The organism is Pararhodobacter zhoushanensis, from assembly GCF_025949695.1.
In the GTDB taxonomy this organism is placed as follows: Bacteria; Pseudomonadota; Alphaproteobacteria; order Rhodobacterales; family Rhodobacteraceae; genus Pararhodobacter; species Pararhodobacter zhoushanensis_A.
In genome coordinates this window covers 4293853-4312213 of sequence record NZ_JAPDFL010000001.1, presented here as the reverse complement: position 1 = coordinate 4312213, position 18361 = coordinate 4293853, and the positions used below count along the sequence as shown (strand labels likewise).

Here is an 18361-nt window from a genome sequence, read left to right as displayed (position 1 = left end):
ATCATCTGTCCTTAAATATCCTGGGGGGTGAGGCCGTCAGGCCGAGGGGGGCAACGCCCCCCCTTTCGCCGCTCAGACCGCGCGCAACCCTGCGTCGAGGGCGCTCAGGATCACCTGCACGTCGTCCGAGGTCAGCACCAGCCCCGGCGACAGGATGATGTTCGGCCCTGAGACCCGGACCATCGCCCCCGCCTCATAGGCCGTTGCCTGCACCTTGGCCGGCACGGGCTTGTCCGGGGCGGCTTTGGTCGCGCGATCCGAAACCAGTTCGATCGCGATCATCAGCCCATGGCCGCCACGCACGTCGCCGATCACGTCATACCTGTCCATCAGCGCCTGCGCGCCGGTGAACAGTTCGGCCCCACGCGCCGCCGCGTTCTCGGCGACGTTCAGGCGTTTGGTTTCTGCAAGGCAGGCGATGGCAGCAGCGGCCCCCACCGGGTGGCCCGAATACGTATAGCCATGGCCGATCGCCGCGCGGCCGGTTTCGTCTTTCTCGAATGTTTCGGCGACATGTTCGGCGATCATCACCGCGCCGAAGGGGAAATAGCCGTTGGTGATCGCCTTGGCGGTGCACATGAAGTCCGGCTGCACGCCCCAGAGTCGGCTGCCGCTCCAGGCACCCGTGCGCCCGAAGGCCGTGATCACCTCGTCCGCGATCAGCAGGATGCCGTTCTTGCGGCAGATCTCGGCCACGCCGGGCATGAAGCTGGCATGCGGCGGGATCACGCCGCCTGCGCCCAGCACAGGCTCCATGATGAAGGCGGCAATCGTGCCCGCCCCCTGAAAGGCGATCTCGTCTTCAAGCGCCTGCAGGCAGAGCTGGGCCAGTTTGGCCGGGTCGCTCTCGTTGAACGGGTTGCGGTAGGTATAGGGTGCCGGGATATGGTGGCAGCCCGCCAGCAACGGCTCGTAGGCCGTCCGGAAGTTGGCATTGCCATTGACCGAGGCGCCGCCGAAATGCGTGCCGTGATAGCCCTTTTTCAGCGACAGGAATTTGGTGCGCCCGGCTTCGCCGCGGATCTTGTGGTACTGGCGCGACAGGCGCAGCGCGGTTTCCACCGAGTCCGATCCGCCCGAGGTATAGAAGGCCCGTGTCAGCCCGTCGGGGGCAAAGAAGTCCTTCAGGTCTTCGGACAGTTCGATCACGCAGTCGTTCGAGGTTCCCCGAAAAATCGAGTAATACGGCAGCCTGTCCAGCTGCGCGCTGATCGCCGCCTTGATCGGCTCGCACGAGTACCCAAGGTTGACGTTCCACAGCCCGCCGACGCCATCCACAACCTCGTGCCCGTCCACATCCGTGATCCGCACGCCTTTGCCGCCGGTGATAATGGTCGGCGGGTTTTTCTGGCTGTCTGCCGGGTGGGCCATCGGGTGCCACAGGTGGCGGGCATTGTTGGCTTTGAGGAAATTCTCGTCTTTGGGCATGGGGTTCTCCTAGAGGGCAACGATGTGATGAGGGGGAATACGGCCGCCCAGACCCAGCGTCGCTTCGCGCGCGGCAGGGGCGAGGGCAGCCAGTATGCCGCGCTGATAGGCGTCGGTGACGCGGGACGTCGGGATCGCCACGGCCAGCGCGCCGCAGGAAAAGCCGTCGGGGCCGAAGAGCGGCACGGCGAGGCCATGAACCTCGGCCTCATACGTCTGGTCAGCGCAGGAATAGCCGCGCTGTTGGGCGAGTGTGACCAGACCGGCCAGCGCTTCGCGGGTGATCGGGGTGGTGCCGGTGATCGGTGTCAGCTTGCGCGCCAGCACCCGCTCGCGCCGCTCAGGGCGGGTAAATGCGGTAAACGCCAGGCCCGAGGCCGTCGCATGCAAGGGCAGGGTCAGACCCGGTTCGATGTGAACGCGGTTGGCGCGGTTGCTCTCGACCACGCCGATATTGGCCAGATCGCGGCCTGACACAAGCGACACATGCGCGGTCTCGCCGGTCTGCTCAGCCAGTCGTTCAAGGATTGGCATCAGCACGCGGTTGACGGGTTGCGTGGCCTCGCGCAGGCGCGCCAGACGCAGGACGCCAGCCCCCAAACGCCAGCGCTTTGACTCGGGATTTTGCTCAACCAGTCCGCTTTCCGCCATGTCGTTAAGCATCCGCAAGACGGTCGCCTTATCGATTCCCGAGAGGCGGGCGAGGTCTGACAGGCCAATCTCCACCACTTTGTCGGTGAAGAAATCCAGTAGTTTCAAGGCTTTTTCTACGGTTCGCATGGGGGTGAACGGATCCCGGATGAAAAACACTCATTGCAGACGCAAGAAAAGTCTTGACCGAATCCGCCCCGTCGCGCAACCTAATTTTTGAAACAACGGTGTAAATAATGAACCGACAAGGAGGACGCCCATGAAGATCGCCATGAAGATCCATGTCTCTCTCGCCCTCGCGGCGGCGCTGGCTGTGCAGGCCGGAGCGGCGCTGGCAGAGTATCCTGAAGGCCCCGTAACCTTCGTCGTGCCGTGGCCGCCGGGTGATCTGGAAGACGTGCTGACCCGCATGATCGCCGAGGACTTTCAGGCGGCCTATGGCCAGCCCGCCGCGGTGCTGAACCGTCCCGGCGGCGGCGGCGGTCCGTTCCCCGGCGCGGTTGAAGTGGCGACTGCCCCGGCGGATGGCTCGATGATCGGGTCGTTCGTCATCGGTGTGCCGGTGGTTGGCCCGACCCTTGGCATTGCCGAGCTGGCGCCCGATCCCTTCACCCCGGTCGGTATCTTCCTGACCTATCCCTTTGTGCTGGCCACCGCGCGCAGCGCGCCGTTCCAGACGATGCCGGAACTGGCGAGCTATGCGCAGGATAACGAGGTTCTGCTGGGCCACTTCGGGGCCAGCCTGACGCCCACGCAGGTCAGCTTCGCGCTGGCGCAGGAGATGGGCTTTTCCTGGGGCTCGGACGCGGCCTATGACGCGCTCGATTGCAACACGCTGGCCTCGGGCGATGTGGATGTGATCAACACCACGATCCAGCTGATCATGCCCTGTCTTGACGATGTGACCATCCTTGCCGCCGTCACCGGCGAGCGGCTGGGGCAGGCCCCTGACGCGCCGACGGTGGGCGAGCTGGTGCCGGATCTGGGCATCTCGCTGTGGAACGGCCTCTTTGTGCCCAACGGCACGCCGCCCGAGACGATCGCCCGCATCGCCGAGGTTGCGCAGGCGACTATCGCAAGCGAGCGTGCGCAGACCTTTGCCACCGAAACCGGTGCGCAAATCTACTGGCAGGGGACCGAGGAAGCCGCCGCACAGATTGCCAGCGACATCGCCACGATGGAGCGGATCGCCGCGACGACCGGCCAGTAACGTCAAGCCCCGGCGCACCCGCGCCGGGGTTTTCCATTCCGTGTGAGGGCGCATGCGCGACGATCCTACCGACCTGTCCGACCTGATCCATCCGCCCCACCAGCGGGCCGAGATCGTCTTTGCCGTGGCCTCTTTTCTGGCTGCCGGTATTCTGGCGCTGTTCTGGTCCTCGCAAACCACATGGATCGACGGGCAACCGCTGGTCCGGCAGCCCGGCCTCTGGCCGCTGATCGCCATCCTCGGCATGCTGCTGTTCGGGCTGGGCGAGCTGATCGCCTGCCTGCGCCGCAACGCGCGCAACCGGGGCAGCAGCGTTACGGCGGAGCTGATGCTCTGGGCCAAGGCGTTTGAATATGTCGTCTGGTTTCTGGCTTATGTGATGGCGACGCCATGGATCGGCTACCTTCCCGCCAGCATGATCTTCACCACGGCGCTGGCCTTCCGGCTGGGGTATCGCGGCAGGCTGCTGGCGCTGTCGCCGCTGGTCGGGGTCGGCATCGTGCTGGTCTTCAAGACCTTCCTCGACGTGCGCATGCCCGGAGGCGCGGTCTATGACCTGCTGCCCCATGATTTGCGCAACTTCCTTGTCCTGTATTTCTGAAGGGGTCCAACCGTGGACGCATTCCTTGACGCGCTGGTCATCGTCTCAAGCTGGCAGGTGATCGCGGCGCTGATCGCGGGGTCTGTCGGCGGGGTGATCATCGGGGCCATCCCCGGTGTCGGTCCCGCCGTGGCCATCGCCATCCTGTTGCCCGCGACCTTTGGCATGGAGCCGATCGTCGGCCTGACTCTGCTGCTCGGCATCTATGGCTCGTCTATGTTCGGCGGTTCGATCCCGTCGATCCTGATCAACACGCCCGGCACTGCGGTGAACGCGCTGACCACTTATGACGGCTACCCGATGACGCAGGCAGGTCAGGCACCGCGGGCGCTGGGGCTGAGCTTTGGTGCGTCGTTCTTTGGCGGGATGTTCGCCGTTGTCGCGTTGGTGTTGCTGTCGCCCTTGCTGGCCCGTGTCGCACCGATGTTCGGCTCGCGTGAGATCTTTCTGGCCGCGCTGCTGGGCTGCATTCTGGTGGTGGTGGCGCATCGCGGTCAGTCGCTGGCGGCGGGGGCGCTGCTGATGTTCGGACTGTTCCTGAACACGGTCGGGATGGAGGCGAACAATTACACCCAGCGTTTCACGTTCGAGCTGTCCTTTCTGACCCAGGGCGTCAACCTGATCGTTGTCGTGCTGGGCCTGTTCGCCGTGTCGCAGGCGTTCATCCTGCTCACCGGCAAGGACGACACCGGGCCTGCGCCCAGCATCTCGGGCCATGTCGGACGCGGCGTGATGGAAGTGTTCAAGCACAAGCGCGTCGCTGCGGCGGGGTCACTGTCGGGCACGATCATGGGGATCATTCCGGGGGTCGGCGAGTTCACCTCGCAATTCCTGTCCTACACCTATGCACGCAGCACCTCCAAACGGCCCGAGCTGTTCGGCAAGGGCTCGCCCGAGGGGCTGATCGCGTCCGAAAGCGCCAACAACTCGGTCCCGCCCGCCGCCATGGTGCCGCTGCTGGCGCTGGGCATTCCCGGCGAGGCACTGACCGCGATGATGCTCTCGGTGTTCTATGTGCATAACGTGATCCCCGGTCCCGGCCTGTTCCGCGACCACATGGATTTCGTCATGGCGCTGTATATCTGCCTTGGCCTGCTGAACCTGCTGGCGCTGCTGTTTCTGCTGGTGGCAACCAAGCCGCTGCTCAAGGTGCTGGTGATCCCCAACCGCTATCTGGGCATGATCATTCTGGCGCTCAGCTTTGTCGGCATCTATTCGCTGCGCAACTCGGTGATTGACTGCATGCTGGCGGCGGTTTTCGGCCTGCTGGGCGTGGTGCTCAAGCGGCTGAACCTGCCGATTGTGCCGATCATTCTGGGCATGGTGCTGGGCGGGATCATGGAGGCCAAGTTCCGCACCTCGCTGCCGCGCATTCGTTCGTTGTATTCGTGGATCGACCGGCCGGTGGCGATGGTCATCTTCTGTCTGATCTGCGTGGTTTTGGCGCTGCACCTCTGGGGGATGTGGCGTGACTGGAAAGGAAAGAAAGATGGATCAGTCCAGCATTGACGCGCTGGCCGCGGCCCCGGTGGGGCCGCAGGGCCTGTTCATTGGCGGCAAAACCGTTCTGGCGACCGGCAGCGCGACGCTGCCCGTCACCTCGCCCATCGACGGGCGGGTGCTGACGCTGATCGCCGATGCCTCGGCGGTGGATGTGGATCTGGCCGTGGCCTCGGCCCGCGCGGCGTTCGACAGTGGTGTGTGGTCCCGTGCCGCGCCCGCCGAGCGCAAGAAAGTCCTGCACCGCATCGCCGACGCCATCGAGCGCGAGGCGCTGGCGCTGGCCGTTCTGGGCGTGCGCGACAATGGCACCGAGATTTCCATGGCAATCAAGGCCGAACCGGGCAGCGCGGCGGGCACTTTCCGCTATTACGCTGAGGCCTTGGACAAGGTGGTGGGCGAGATCGCCCCCACCGCGCCGAACGTATTGGGGCTGGTTCATCGCGAGCCGGTCGGCGTGGTCGGCGCCATCGTGCCGTGGAACTTCCCGCTGATGATCGGCGCGTGGAAGATCGCCCCGGCGCTGGCCGCGGGCAATTCGGTGGTTCTGAAACCGTCCGAAATTGCCTCGCTCACCCTGCTGCGGCTGGCCGAGATCTGCGCTGAATGCGGCTTGCCCGATGGTGTGCTCAACGTCGTGACCGGCATGGGCGCGGTGTCCGGCGAGGCGCTGGGCCTGCACGCGGATGTCGATGTGCTGGTTTTCACCGGCTCGGGCGGTGTGGGCCGCAGGCTCTTGGAATACAGCGCGCGCTCGAACCTCAAGCGGGTCTATCTGGAACTGGGCGGCAAATCCCCCAACGTGGTCTTCGCCGACGCGCCCGATCTGCGGCAGGCGGCCAAGGTCAGCGCGGCGGGGATCTTCCGCAACTCGGGTCAGGTTTGCGTCGCGGGCTCGCGCCTTCTGGTGGAACGCTCGGTGCATGAGGAATTCGCGGCGATGGTGGCCGAGGAAGCCCGCAAGATGAAAGTCGGCAACCCGCTGGACCTGACCACGCAGGCCGGGGCGATCTCCAGCGAGATGCAGCTGGCGCGCGTGCAGGGCTTTGTCGACAAGGCACACGAAGAGGGCGGCGCTCTGCTGGCGGGCGGCGCGCGTATCCTGTCCGAGACCGGCGGCAGCTATTTCGCGCCCACCGTCTTTGACCACGTCACCCCCGACATGACCCTTTCGCGCGAAGAGGTGTTCGGCCCGGTGCTGGCGGTGACGCCCTTCGATACCGAAGAAGACGCGGTGCGCATGGCCAATGGCACCGAGTATGGCCTTTCGTCGGCGGTCTGGACCAGCAATCTGAGCCGCGCGCACCGCATGGTCGGCGCGATCAACGCGGGGCTGGTGCATGTGAACACCTATGGCGGTGCGGATAACACCGTACCGCTGGGCGGCCATCGCCAATCCGGCAACGGGCATGACAAATCGCTGCATGCGCTGGATAAATACGTGAACCTCAAGACCGCATGGATTCAACTGTGACCGAGACCCTGATGCAACGGCGCGCGCGACTGCTCGGGCCCAACATGTCTGTTTTCTATGAAGAGCCCGTGCATCTGGTGCGCGGGCAGGGCGTCAAACTGTGGGATGCCGACGGGCGCGAATACCTCGATTGCTACAACAACGTCCCGCATGTCGGCCATTGCCACCCGCGCGTGGTCGAGGCGATCTGCCAGCAGGCGGGTACGCTGAACACCCACACCCGCTATCTGCATGAGGGGATTCTGGACTATGTCGAGGCGCTGACCGCGACCTTTGATGATCCCTTCGACACGGCGCTCTTGTGCTGCACCGGGTCCGAGGCCAACGATGTCGCCCTGCGCATGGCGCAGGCGTTGACCGGCAAGACCGGGGTGATCGCGACGGATCACACCTATCACGGCAATACGACTGCCGTGCACCAGCTCAGCCAGACCAACCCGCCGCCGGGCGGCTATTGGGACAGCGTCGCCTTTGTGCCCGCGCCCGACAGCTACCGCCCGCTGGGCGGTGTGGCGGGCATGGCTCATGCGCAGGCCTTTGCCGACGCGGTGGCCGAGCAAATCGCGGTTCTGGAGGCGCGCGGCTGCGGGTTCTCGACCCTGATCCTGTGCCCCTATTTCGCCAACGAGGGCTTCCCAGACCTGCCCCCCGGCTGGCTGGACCCGGTGCAAGAGGTCGTGCGCAAGGCGGGCGGCGTGATCATTGCGGACGAAGTACAGCCGGGCTTTGGCCGCGTGGGAACCCATTTCTGGGGCCACCAGAAAATCGGGTTGAGGCCGGACATCGTGACGATGGGCAAGCCGATGGCCAACGGCCACCCGGTCGCCGCCGTGGTCGCCCCGCGCGACACGATGCAGGCTTTCCGCTCGCGTTTTCGCTACTTCAACACCTTCGGCGGCAATCCCGTCAGTTGCGCCGCCGCGATGGCGACGCTGCAGGTGGTCAAGGACGAGAACCTGCAACAGAATGCCCGCGATGTCGGGGCCTATGCCGTTGAGGGCCTGCGCGAACTGGCGACGCGGTATGAGTGCATCGGCGATGTGCGCGGCGCGGGTCTGTTCTTTGGCGCCGAGATGGTGCTGGACCGCGAGACCAAGGAACCGGCGACCGCGTTCGTGAAAAAGCTGTCCAACGGGATGCGGCAAAAGGGCGTGCTGCTCAATTTTCTGGGCATCCATTACAACGTGCTCAAGATCCGCCCGCCCATGCCCTTCAGCCGCGCCAATGCCGATCAGCTGATCGAGACGCTGGACGCGGTTCTGGCCGAGACGCCGCTGGCATGAGCAAGGTCGTCAAATCCGCCGCGCCCCTGTGGGGGTTCGACCCGGCGCGCGTGTCGCTGGTCGCTGCGCGCGAGAACTCTGTGTGGCGCGCCGAAGGCGAGGGCGGTTCCTATGCGCTGCGTCTGCACCGGCCAGGCTATCGCACCGATGCCGAGTTGCTGTCTGAGTTGCAATGGATGGAGATGCTGGCCAAAGGCGGGCTGACCGTGCCGCGGCCGATCCCCTCGCTGGCCGGGCGGCTGGTCGAGCAGATCGGCGATACCTCGGTCGATGTGCTTGGCTGGATGCCGGGGCGGATGCTGGGCGAAAAGGGCGGGATGCCGGGCATCACCGACCGGCCCGGGTTGATGCGCCAGCTGGGCGCGCTGCTGGCCCGGTTGCATGATCTGTCGGACGCGTGGACGCCGCCACCGGGGTTCTCGCGGCCCAAATGGGACCGGGCGGGCCTGCTGGGCAAGACCCCGCTGTGGGGGCCTTTCTGGGAAAACCCTGACCTGACCTCCAGGCAGCGCGACACCGTGCTGGCAGCGCAGGCCAAGGCCCTGGCGGCGCTTGCCGCGCTGGAAGGGGGCCTCGATTACGGGCTGATCCATGCCGATGCGATCACCGAGAACATCATGGTTGATGGCGACCGGCTGGTGCTGATCGACTTTGATGACGGCGGCTGGGGCTTTCGCGATTTCGAGCTGGCGACGGTGTTGATGCGGCAACTTGACCGGCCCGACTATCCCGCCCTGCGCACCGCGCTGATCGACGGCTACGCCGCGCGCCGCCGTGTGGATGCGCGCGTGCTGGACCTGATGCTGCTGCTGCGCGCCCTTACCTATCTGGGCTGGATCATTCCGCGCCTGTCCGAGCCGGGCGGGGCGGAACGCTCGGCCCGCGCGGTGGCGACGGCGCTGCCGCTGGCACAAGCATATGTGAGAGGACATGATGGCTGATCGTACCATTCTCGTCGTTGGCACCTACGACACGAAACAGGATGAACTGGGCTATATCGCCGGTGTGATCCGGGCGCAGGGCGGGGGCGTCGTGACGATGGATGTCTCGGTGCTGGGCGACCCTGCGGGGCCTGTCGATTACACGAAGCATCAGGTGGCCGAGGCGGGCGGCTCGTCGATCGCCGAGGCGATCGCGGGCGAGGATGAGAACCTTGCCATGCAGATCATGGCGCGCGGCGCGGCGGCGCTGGCGGCGCGGCTCTGCGCCGGGGGCGTGTTCGACGGGGTTGTGGTGCTGGGCGGCTCGATGGGCACCGATCTGGCACTGGACCTGTGCGCGGCGCTGCCGCTGGGTGTGCCGAAATACATCGTTTCAACCGTCAGCTTCTCGCCGATGATCCCGCCGCACCGGCTGGCAGCGGATGTGCAGATGATCCTGTGGGCGGGGGGCTTTACGGGCTGAACTCGGTCTGCAAGGCCTCGCTGTCACAAGCGGCAGGGGCGGTGCTGGGCGCGGCGCGGGCGGTGGAGAAGCCGACACGCGACCGCCCGCTGATCGGCATGACATCCTTCGGCAAGACGGTGCTGCGCTATATGGTGACGCTGAAACCGGCGCTGGAAGCGCGCGGCTTCGAGGTGGCGGTGTTCCACGCCACCGGCATGGGCGGGCGGGCGTTCGAGGCGCTGGCGGCAGAAGGAGCTTTCGCGGCGGTGCTGGATTTCGCACCGCAGGAGGTGGGCAACCATCTGCACGGCTCGGCGATCAGCGCGGGACCGGACCGGCTGACGGCGGCGGGCAGGGCAGGTGTGCCGCAGATCGTGTCCATTGGCTGCTATGATCTGGTGGATCTGGTCGGCTGGCACGAGATCCCAACGGCGCTGCAGGACCGGCCGGTCCATGCGCATAACCGGCTGATTACCTCGGTGGTGATGACGGGGGAAGAGCGGGTGGCCATGGCGCGGGCGCTGTGCGAAAAGCTGGCCGATGCGACGGGGCCGGTGGTGTTTTTGCTGCCAACACAGGGCGGTAACGAATGGGACCGCGCGGGGGGACCGCTGTCCGACCCCGAGGCACTGGCGGCTTTTGTGGCCGCCGTGCGCGCCAACTGCCCGGCCAATGTGACGTTGATCGAACTCGATGCGCATATCAACGATCCGGCGTTTTCGGAGGCGGCGCTGCGCGTCGTGGACGGATGGCTCGGTGCCGGTGATCTGACGCTCTGAGGGATCAGGCGGAGCGCGCGGGCAGGCCCGCGCGCGGTGCTTTGAGTGCGTTCAGGGGGGCCTCGGCCCCCTCTTCGGCTGCCGCCGAATTCACCCCCGAGGATATTTTCGGACAGATGAGGAGGCGGTGCCCGGCGCTGCGATCAGCCGCCGATGCGCAGGATTTCGTTGCGGCCGTTCTTGACGTAGCGCAGTTCGGCCTCGCCAATGGCGGCGACCTGACCGCCGTCGAGGCGGTCGCCGACGGCGACGCGGACGACGCGGCCGTTGGACATGCGCACCAGCGCGCGGCGGCTTTGCGGCGTGCCGAACACACCGATCAGATTGACGCGGTTGAGGCGGATGGCATCAGTTTCGGTAGCCTGTCGGGCGACCGAAGCCGAGCTGGGGATGACCGGATCACGGGCCGAACTGGCGGTTTCACCGGCGCCTGTTTCGACGACCTCAGGGGCGCGCGGCGCAGCGGCAGCGGCGGCGAGCAGGGCGCGGGCGCGCTCGGTGATGTCATCGGGGCGCGCGCCGGGCACGGGCGATTGTGCGACGGCTTCAGCGGTGGCACCCGCAAGGTCGACCTGCGGTTCGGGCGCGGCTTCGGGCACCAGATCGGTGGGGCGGCGCTGCGGGCGCAGGGCAGCCAGCGTCACGCCGCCGGGCGACGCAGCATCCAGCGCGGTAACGTCGCTGGCGGTTTCGGTGCGGGTGGCGGTTTCAGCGTCCGTGACCTGCGCGGTTTCGATCGTCGCGGCGGCGGCGGGGGTAAGGGCAGCGGTGTCGGTTGCCGCCTCGGGCCGTGCGGGTGGGGCGAGCAGGGTCTGGTCGTCAGCCGCAGGGGCCTCTGGTGGTGCCTGCTGTTCTTCGCCCAGGGCGCGGACGCGCTCGCTGCGCGGACGGGGGCGGGCGTCGGCCAGTGCCGGGTCGGCGCGGGGCGTGTCGTCATAGACGACCTCGGCGCTGGGGGCTTCGGCCGGGGGCGCATCGGTGGCGGGCGCGCCTGCAGTGGGCTCTGCCGGGGTCGGCGTGATCTCTTCGATCGCCGCGCCAACGGCATCGGCAATGGCGCTTTCGATCGCTGCGGCGACGGGTTCTGTGGCAGGCTGGGGAGCAACCGCCGGTTCGGCTGCCGCTTCCGCTGCCGGTTCGGGCGCGATGACGGTGCTGCGCGACGCAGGGACCACCTCAGGGCGGCCGGCGAACACGGTCACGCCTGACGGGGTCAGGGCGCCCTCGGGTGTGGCTTCGACAAGGCCGCGCTCGTCAAAGTTGAATTGCGTACCAAAAGGCGGTGGCGGGGGCGGCGAGGCAAAGGCGACCTCGGCGGCAGGCGGGACGGTGATCCCGCGCGGCAGCGACAGGCGTTGCACCGGCGTTGCCGTGGTGGCGACCTGCGGCGTGTCCGAGCTTTGCTCGGCGGCGATCTGCGGCGACCCTTGGGCATTGGTGGCATTGGTGGCATTGGTGGCATCGGCGGGCGCCGGGCTGTCGGTGGCGGCAATCGCTGCGGGTTCCGAAGCGTTCTCAACCGCTTGACCCAGCGTTTCCGTCGGCAGAGTTTCGTCCAGTGCCTCGGCAACCAGCGACTCCAGCAGGGCAGCCGGGTCGGTCGATGTCGGCGTCTCGGGCATCCCTGAGGTGTCGGGCAGGGCGTTGTCGACCGCGGTCTCGGACTCGACCGCGGCGGCGGTGTCGGGCAGGGCTGCCGGGGCGGTCACGCCGGTGTCGGCGGTGGCAACCTGCGTCGGGGCTTCGATGCCGGGCAGCGGTTCGGTGGTGACGGCAGCCGGATCGCCGGCCAGTTGCGACGTCGTGTCAGAACCGTTGAAATACAGCGCCCAGACGGCCACCGCGACCAGCAACAGCAACAGGCCGCCGGCGGCCATCAGCCCGCGCCGGGCGAGGCCAGCGCCGGAGGGCTGCATGCCACGCGCGCCGAAGATCGTCATGGCTTCGGCTTCGCGCACCTTGTCGCGTTCGTTTGCGGGCGGGCGCGAGGCGGGAACGATCGGTTCGGGCAGGGCAGCGGCGGCGGTGCGGCTTGCCGGTGCCTCGGGCTTGCCCGGGGCAGTGCCGGCTTTGCGGCTGGTGCCGATCCGGGACAGGGCCTGCTGAAGGCCCGTGCGTGCGTTGCCCAGCAAGCGTTGTGTGGTGCCGGGGGTTGCGGTGTTGCTTGCAAGCACGGCCAGACGGCCGCCCGGCGGCGTGGCAGGCGGCGGCGTGGGGGTGTTGGTGGTGACAACGGGCGCGGCACGGCGGCTGGCAAAGGCGACGGGCGCGGCATCGGCACTGTCGGGCACCGGGCGCGGCGCCGTGGGAAGAGCGGCTTTCGGCGCGGCAACCGGAGGCACGGTCGCCGCCGGCGTGAGCGTCGGTGCCGGGGGCGGAGCAGGGCGCGGGGCAGCGGCGGCGTCCTTGGCGGGCGCGGTGCTGCCGAAGGGATTTGCCGGGGGCTCTGCCTTGGCCTGTTCGCGGCGCAGGCGGGTGCCCATGCGGCGCACGAGGTTGCCGACCTTGGATTTGGCCTCGCCGACACCAGCGCTCAGATCGGATTTGGTGCGGGGGGCGGCAGGCTTCCCTGCCGAGGCCGACGGCGAAGCAGGCGCATCAACGCTGGCAGGCGCGGGCTTTGGTGCCTCGGCTTTAGGCGCCTCGGCCTTGGCGACGGAGCCCGGCGGCGTCGCGGTCGCAGGTGTGGCCGAGGCCGTGGCCGGGGCGAGGCGCTGGGTGCCTGCCACGGGCGCGGCTGGCACAGGGGCGGGCGCTTTTGGCGCGACCGTCGCGGCCTCGACCGGTGCGCTGGCGGCGGCAACCGGTGCTTCGGGCTTGCGCGCAGGCTTCAGCAGCCGGATCGACTCGGCGTCGGGCTGCACATGCGCGCCTGCGGGCAGAAGCGTCGGGGCAACCATAGTCTCGCCAAAGAACGGCTCGCCCAGAAACTGCCCGCCCTCGGGCAGCGCGACAAAGGCAACGGGGTTGAAGCCGTAACCTTCGGCAAAGGTCTCGGCTTCGATCAGGGTCTCGCGGGCGCAGATGACCACAAGGGCGGTGTCATCCTCGACCGACCAGTCATAGGCCAGTTCGTCGACCTTGTAGGGCGTCAGCCGTTCGATTTCGGCTTCGATCTGATAGCGCCGCGCCTCGTCCGTCGGGCCGGGGGCCGAGACGGCCTCGTAGCGGACCTCGGAATCCGGGATCACCAGCTTGGTGCGGACGTTTCCGGGCTCGATCTTTTCGGCCGCGGCGACCAGGGCCGCGCAGCCGGCGGCGATGTCATCGCTGTCAAAGGAAACCGAGCCAACCGGCGACCAACCACCGGGGACACGATGCAACAGCTCGGCGCTGTCGTTCGACAGCTTCAGGGCAAAATTCGGTTTCATACGGCGCGTTTATCACAGCCTTTAGGGATGAGCCGAGTCACCGACTCGTGCTCAACTTTTCCTATAGCAGGATTCCGCCGATGAATACAAAAAGCCCGGCAGTGATGCTGCCGGGCCACATTTTGTACCAGCTTGTGATCAGGCAGAGGCTTTGGCCAGCGCCTGTTCGAGATCGGCAATGATATCCTCGGGGTTCTCGATGCCGATCGACAGGCGGACCACATTCGGCGCGGCCCCAGCGGCGACCTGCTGCTCGGGCGTCAGCTGGCGGTGCGTGGTGCTGGCGGAATGGATGACCAGACTGCGCGCATCGCCAAGGTTGGCGACATGGCTGAACAGTTCCAGCGAGATCGACCAGCTTGACGCAGGCGTCATAGCCGCCCTTGAGCGCGATGGTGAACAGCGCCCCGGCGCCCTTGGGCAACAGCCGCTCGGCCCGCGCCTTGTAGGGCGATGAGTCGAGGCCCGGATAGGTCACAGCCTCGACCGCCGGGTGTTTTTCCAGCCACGCGGCGACCTTGCCGGCGTTGGCGACGTGCTTTTCCATGCGCAGGCTCAGCGTTTCCACACCCATCAGCGTGTAATGCGCGGCCTGCGGGTTCATCGTCATGCCCAGATCACGCAGGCCGATGGCGATGGAGAAGAACGTATAGGCCAGCGAGCCGAAGGTCTCATGGAACTTGAGGCCGTGATAGGCGGGCTCGGGCGCGCTGAGCGAGGGGAACTTGTCGTTCTGCGACCAGTCGAATTTGCCCGAATCGATGATCGCGCCACCGGTAACCGTACCGTTGCCGGTCAGGTATTTGGTGGTCGAATGCACGACCAGCGTCGCGCCCATGGCGATGGGGTTGCACAGATAGGGCGTGGCGGTGGTGTTGTCGACGACCAGCGGGATGCCGTGCTTGTCGGCAATCGCCGCCAGCGCCGGGATGTCGGTGACATAGCCGCCGGGGTTGGCGATGGTCTCGCAGAAAATGGCGCGGGTGTTGTCGTCGATGGCGGCTTCAACGGCGGCCAGATCGTCGGTGTCGACGAAAGTGGTCGACCAGCCGAAGCGTTTGAACACCTGGGTGAACTGGGTGATCGTGCCCCCGTAGAGGCGGGTCGAGGACACGATGTTCTTGCCCGGTCCCATCAGCGGATAGAGCGCCATCAGCTGCGCGGCATGGCCAGACGAGGTGCACACAGCCCCCGCGCCGCCTTCCAGCGCCGCCAGACGCTCGCCCAGAGCGGCGACGGTCGGGTTAGTCAGGCGCGAATAGATGTAGCCGACCTCTTGCAGGTTGAACAGCGCCGCGGCGTGATCCGCATCGCGGAACACATAGGCGGTGGTCTGGTAGATCGGCACCTGCCGCGCGCCGGTGGCCGGATCGGGCCGGGCGCCAGCGTGGATTTGCAGGGTGTCGAAGCCAAAGCTCTGGGTCATGAATGCCTCCCTCTGAAGTTGCCGCGACGCTAGTGCATTGGCGCGGTTCAGGCAACGGGCAGCGGCAGAGCGGGGCTGCGCGCGCTGCGAACGGGCGTTCGCGGGCGGCCAGGACGGGCGGAACTTTGTCGCAGTGCAACAGTCGGGCGGGGAACGATGAGCCCGCGCCAAGGTCCGGCCCGGCGCAGGCGTTCTTTCGCAGAGAAAAATGACGCCCCGAAGCAGGGCTTCGAGGCGTCGGATCGTGCAAAGGTCTGGAACAGGATTTGGTACTGAAAGCCGGATAAACACGCCCGGGTATTGATGGAAACAGGCACAGGCTCTGGTCGCTCAATGCCGATCAGATGCCCGTAGGTCGTGTGCGGCAGGCGGCCGGTTCAAAGAAAAATCACACGAGGGGGATTTTTCCGGGCGCTGGCGAAAGCCGGGCATGAAAAAAGGCCCCGGAGCGGGCTCCGGGGCAAGGTTTGGGACAAAACACGCTGCGAGACCCAAGGCTGGCTGGGAACGAGGGAGAACCGAGCCGGACACACCAGGGACTGCACCGGGGGGTGCGGTCGCATCGTGCGTATGTGTCGCGCGAAAGGGGCGGAGGGTTCAAAGAAAACGGCGCACGAGGGGGCGGGGGCGGGGCACGTCCCCCATCGAGGGGGACGCGCCCCGCGCGGGTTGCCACCCGCACCCGCTCGGGAGGATTTTCCATCCTCCCGAACCCTCCTGGAGGATATTTAAGGACAGAAAATGCGACTAACGAAGGGTTAATGCCCCTCATTGCTCTGCATAGATCCTTGGGGGAGGTCGTCAGGCTACCTGGGGGCAACGGCCCCTGTTCGTCCGGCCACCGTAGCGATCAGCAGCCGCCCGAGCGCACCAGTCCGTAGCCGAAATCGGTGTTGCGCGTGCCCGGGCCCAGCGTTTCGACCGACCCACGCAGTGCCGCGCGCACGGCGTCTGCCGACCCGGCACCCTGCGCCATGTGTCGGGCAGCCAAGGCCGTCACGATCGGCGCGGCAAAGGAAGTTCCGCTGACATAGCCTGCACCGCGGGTGCGGGCTGCGTAGACGTCCACGCCGGGGGCGGCAAATTCCAGCTCGGCCCCGGTGTTTGCCATGCGAAAGCGCCGCCGCGCCGCATCGATGGCGGTGACGGCGATGACTTCAGGCGCGGCGGCGGGCCAGGCGACGACAGGGCGGCGCTCGTTGCCCGAGGCGGCGATCAGGATCGCGCCCTGCGCCGCCGCGGCGGTGATGGCGCGACCCAGCGCTTCATTCTGCGGGCCGGCCAGCGACAGATTGATCAGGTGCACCCCGCGCCCGACCAGATGGTCGATGGCGGTGGCGATGCGCTCGACGCTGGCTTCTTCGACGCCCTCGCGGCTGGCAAAAACCGCCACCGCATCAAGCCGCGCGCCCTGCGCAAAGCCGGCCAGAAGGCCCGAGGGATCTTGTCCGACCATCAGCACTGCCACCGCCGTGGCATGGTCTGCCTGCGGGATGTTGTGGCTGTCGACCAGCGTTTCATACCGCACCGACGCCCCGGCGAGGGCGGGGTGATCGGGGTTCAGCGGGCCGTCGATCATCCCGATGGTGACCGAGCCCGAGACCCGGCATCGCCCCGGCGCGGCGTCGCCGATCAGTGTCGGCGCATAGATCCGCGGGTTGCCGGTGGACTGCGCAAAGCCAAAGATATGGTGCAGCGCCATCGAGGATTGCGGTGCCAGCGCGCGCAAGGCGGCGACCGTGCGGTCATAGGCGTCCTGGCTGGGGAAGATCGCAATGTGCTGCGTCTGGCCCAAAGCGTCCAGCTCACTGGTGCGGATCACCCGGCCGCCGCTCTCTTCGATCGCGCGCAGCACGGCCGCCGCTTCGGATTGCGGGCCGATGACGATCCATTCATAGCGCGCGCCCTCGGTGCGCTGCACGCGGATCGGGCGGCTGCTATGGCCGCCGACGGGTTCGCCGCCAAGGAAGTGTTCCTGGACCTCATACCCGGTCGGCGGATACTCGGAGGTTTGTGCGCGCACTGCCGAGGCGTTCGCCATCAGCATCAGCACCACCGAGACGAGCGCGGTCAGTGAAGGTCGGCCCCGTCGGGCGCTGTCAGGGTTCGACATTCTCCACACTCTCCACAATCTGAGGGGCGCCGCGCAGAGCGGCAGCCGCTGCCGCCAGGTCACCGCCTTCGACGACATCCAGCCGGTAAAGGCCCAGCGCCGAAGGACCGGCGACGATTTCCAGATCCTGCCCGACAAGCAGCGTGCGGATCGTTTCTTCGGTTGCGTCGGGGGCAAAGCTGACCACCAGCGTGCCGGGCATCGCCGCACTGGCCAGGGCATAGCGCGCCTCGCTCTCGCCGGTATCGCGCTGATAGAAGGTCTGCGCCAGCAGGCCGACAACCGCCACTGCCGCCACCGCCTGCCACATCCAGCTGCGCGAGGGGGCGCGGGCCGGGACCGTTGCCGCGCCCTCGCGGCCCACATCACGCATCAGCCGGGCCAGGCCGAACGCGCCGGGGCTGCGGGTTTCCTCGGCCTGCATTTCGCTGCGGATGGCGGCCAGCGCGTCATGCTCGGCCGCAAGGAGCGCGTCCTCGGCCATCAGCGCCTCGATCTCGGCCTTGTCAGCCGCAGACAGCGTGCCGTTGATCAGGAACGGCAGGTCCAGGGCGATCTCATCGGGGGAACGGGTCATGCCACGGCCCTCCCTTTGATGCGGCCCGACAGGCAATGCAGCAGCAGTTTCTTGGCGTGGTGCAGGCGTGACTTGATGGTGCCTTCGGGCACGCCCGCGATCTCGGCGATCTCGGCGCAGGTCATGTCCTCGTAGAACGCCAGCGAAATGGCGCTGCGGTGTTCGTCTTTTAGCGTGCCCATGCAGACGCGCAGATGCTCGGCCTCTTGCTGCGCGGCATAGCCGGCGTCGGCGGCCTCGGCCACGTCGCCGGTTTCGGGCACTTCGTCGGTCACGGTGACGCGCGCCCGCTTGCGGTGCACGTCGATGACCTTGCGGTACGCAATTCCGAATATCCAGGTTCGCACTTGGCTTCTCCCTCGAAGCTGGCGGCAACCCGCCAGATGTCCATGAAGACTTCGTGGAGTATGTCGGATGCTTCGTGCGGATCGTTCAATCGCGAGACGATAAACTTGTAAACCGGCCGCTCATAGGCGCGATACAGCGCAGCAAGGGCTTCCTTGTCCCCCTTGCCGACTTGCTGAACCAGGAAATGATGGTTCTCGGTCATGTCCAAACGCGC

The 18361-nt window shown here is 66.9% G+C and carries 13 protein-coding genes and 2 pseudogenes; 7 read left to right on the top strand and 8 right to left on the bottom strand.

What is annotated here, in order from left to right; genetic code table 11:
- Positions 1-72: 72 nt before the first annotated feature.
- Together OKW52_RS21520 and OKW52_RS21515 are read right to left on the bottom strand one after the other, a co-directional pair.
- Positions 73-1428, bottom strand: a complete 1356-nt coding sequence (locus OKW52_RS21520; RefSeq protein WP_264507527.1) for an aminotransferase class III-fold pyridoxal phosphate-dependent enzyme — start codon at positions 1426-1428, stop codon at positions 73-75.
- Between the two features lie 9 nt (positions 1429-1437).
- Complete coding sequence (locus OKW52_RS21515) at positions 1438-2208, bottom strand: IclR family transcriptional regulator (RefSeq protein WP_264507526.1); 771 nt, start codon at positions 2206-2208, stop codon at positions 1438-1440.
- Between the two features lie 130 nt (positions 2209-2338).
- Here OKW52_RS21515 and OKW52_RS21510 point away from each other — a divergent pair, with 130 nt between their 5' ends.
- From OKW52_RS21510 to OKW52_RS21480, 7 genes and pseudogenes are all read left to right on the top strand, one after another.
- On the top strand, positions 2339-3289 hold the full coding sequence (locus OKW52_RS21510) for a tripartite tricarboxylate transporter substrate-binding protein (RefSeq protein ID WP_264507525.1): 951 nt from the start codon (positions 2339-2341) through the stop codon (positions 3287-3289).
- Positions 3290-3341: 52 nt separating this feature from the next.
- Complete coding sequence (locus OKW52_RS21505; protein ID WP_264507524.1) at positions 3342-3890, top strand: tripartite tricarboxylate transporter TctB family protein; 549 nt, start codon at positions 3342-3344, stop codon at positions 3888-3890.
- Between the two features lie 12 nt (positions 3891-3902).
- Entirely contained in the window at positions 3903-5399 is a 1497-nt protein-coding gene (locus OKW52_RS21500; protein WP_264507523.1) for a tripartite tricarboxylate transporter permease, read from the top strand.
- On the top strand, positions 5380-6864 hold the full coding sequence (locus OKW52_RS21495) for an aldehyde dehydrogenase (RefSeq protein ID WP_264507522.1): 1485 nt from the start codon (positions 5380-5382) through the stop codon (positions 6862-6864). Before OKW52_RS21500 ends, OKW52_RS21495 begins: the two co-directional genes overlap by 20 nt.
- Positions 6861-8147, top strand: a complete 1287-nt coding sequence (locus OKW52_RS21490) for an aminotransferase class III-fold pyridoxal phosphate-dependent enzyme (RefSeq protein ID WP_264507521.1) — start codon at positions 6861-6863, stop codon at positions 8145-8147. The genes OKW52_RS21495 and OKW52_RS21490 overlap by 4 nt, the downstream gene beginning before the upstream one ends.
- The gene (locus OKW52_RS21485) at positions 8144-9088 is read left to right on the top strand and encodes a phosphotransferase enzyme family protein (RefSeq protein ID WP_264507520.1); all 945 of its coding nucleotides are present in this window, start codon (positions 8144-8146) and stop codon (positions 9086-9088) included. Before OKW52_RS21490 ends, OKW52_RS21485 begins: the two co-directional genes overlap by 4 nt.
- A pseudogene (locus OKW52_RS21480) lies at positions 9078-10312 on the top strand (Tm-1-like ATP-binding domain-containing protein). Before OKW52_RS21485 ends, OKW52_RS21480 begins: the two are co-directional and overlap by 11 nt.
- A gap of 143 nt (positions 10313-10455) precedes the next feature.
- Here the strand turns inward: OKW52_RS21480 and OKW52_RS21475 are convergent.
- The 6 genes and pseudogenes from OKW52_RS21475 to OKW52_RS21450 form a co-directional block, all read right to left on the bottom strand.
- A complete protein-coding gene (locus OKW52_RS21475) occupies positions 10456-13683 on the bottom strand; it encodes a hypothetical protein (protein WP_264507519.1) in 3228 nt (1075 codons plus the stop codon).
- A gap of 138 nt (positions 13684-13821) precedes the next feature.
- Positions 13822-15109, bottom strand: a pseudogene (locus OKW52_RS21470) (O-acetylhomoserine aminocarboxypropyltransferase/cysteine synthase family protein).
- An 850-nt stretch (positions 15110-15959) separates the two neighbouring features.
- Entirely contained in the window at positions 15960-17222 is a 1263-nt protein-coding gene (locus tag OKW52_RS21465) for a S8 family serine peptidase (RefSeq protein WP_264507518.1), read from the bottom strand.
- Entirely contained in the window at positions 17209-17799 is a 591-nt protein-coding gene (locus tag OKW52_RS21460; RefSeq protein ID WP_264507517.1) for a S8 family serine peptidase, read from the bottom strand. Before OKW52_RS21460 ends, OKW52_RS21465 begins: the two co-directional genes overlap by 14 nt.
- A complete protein-coding gene (locus tag OKW52_RS21455) occupies positions 17796-18146 on the bottom strand; it encodes an RNA polymerase sigma factor (RefSeq protein ID WP_264507516.1) in 351 nt (116 codons plus the stop codon). Before OKW52_RS21455 ends, OKW52_RS21460 begins: the two co-directional genes overlap by 4 nt.
- Positions 18071-18349 carry an RNA polymerase sigma factor gene (locus tag OKW52_RS21450; protein ID WP_264507515.1) on the bottom strand — a complete coding sequence of 93 codons (279 nt, stop codon included), beginning with the start codon at positions 18347-18349 and terminating at the stop codon, positions 18071-18073. The genes OKW52_RS21455 and OKW52_RS21450 overlap by 76 nt, the downstream gene beginning before the upstream one ends.
- Between the last annotated feature and the right edge of the window lie 12 nt (positions 18350-18361).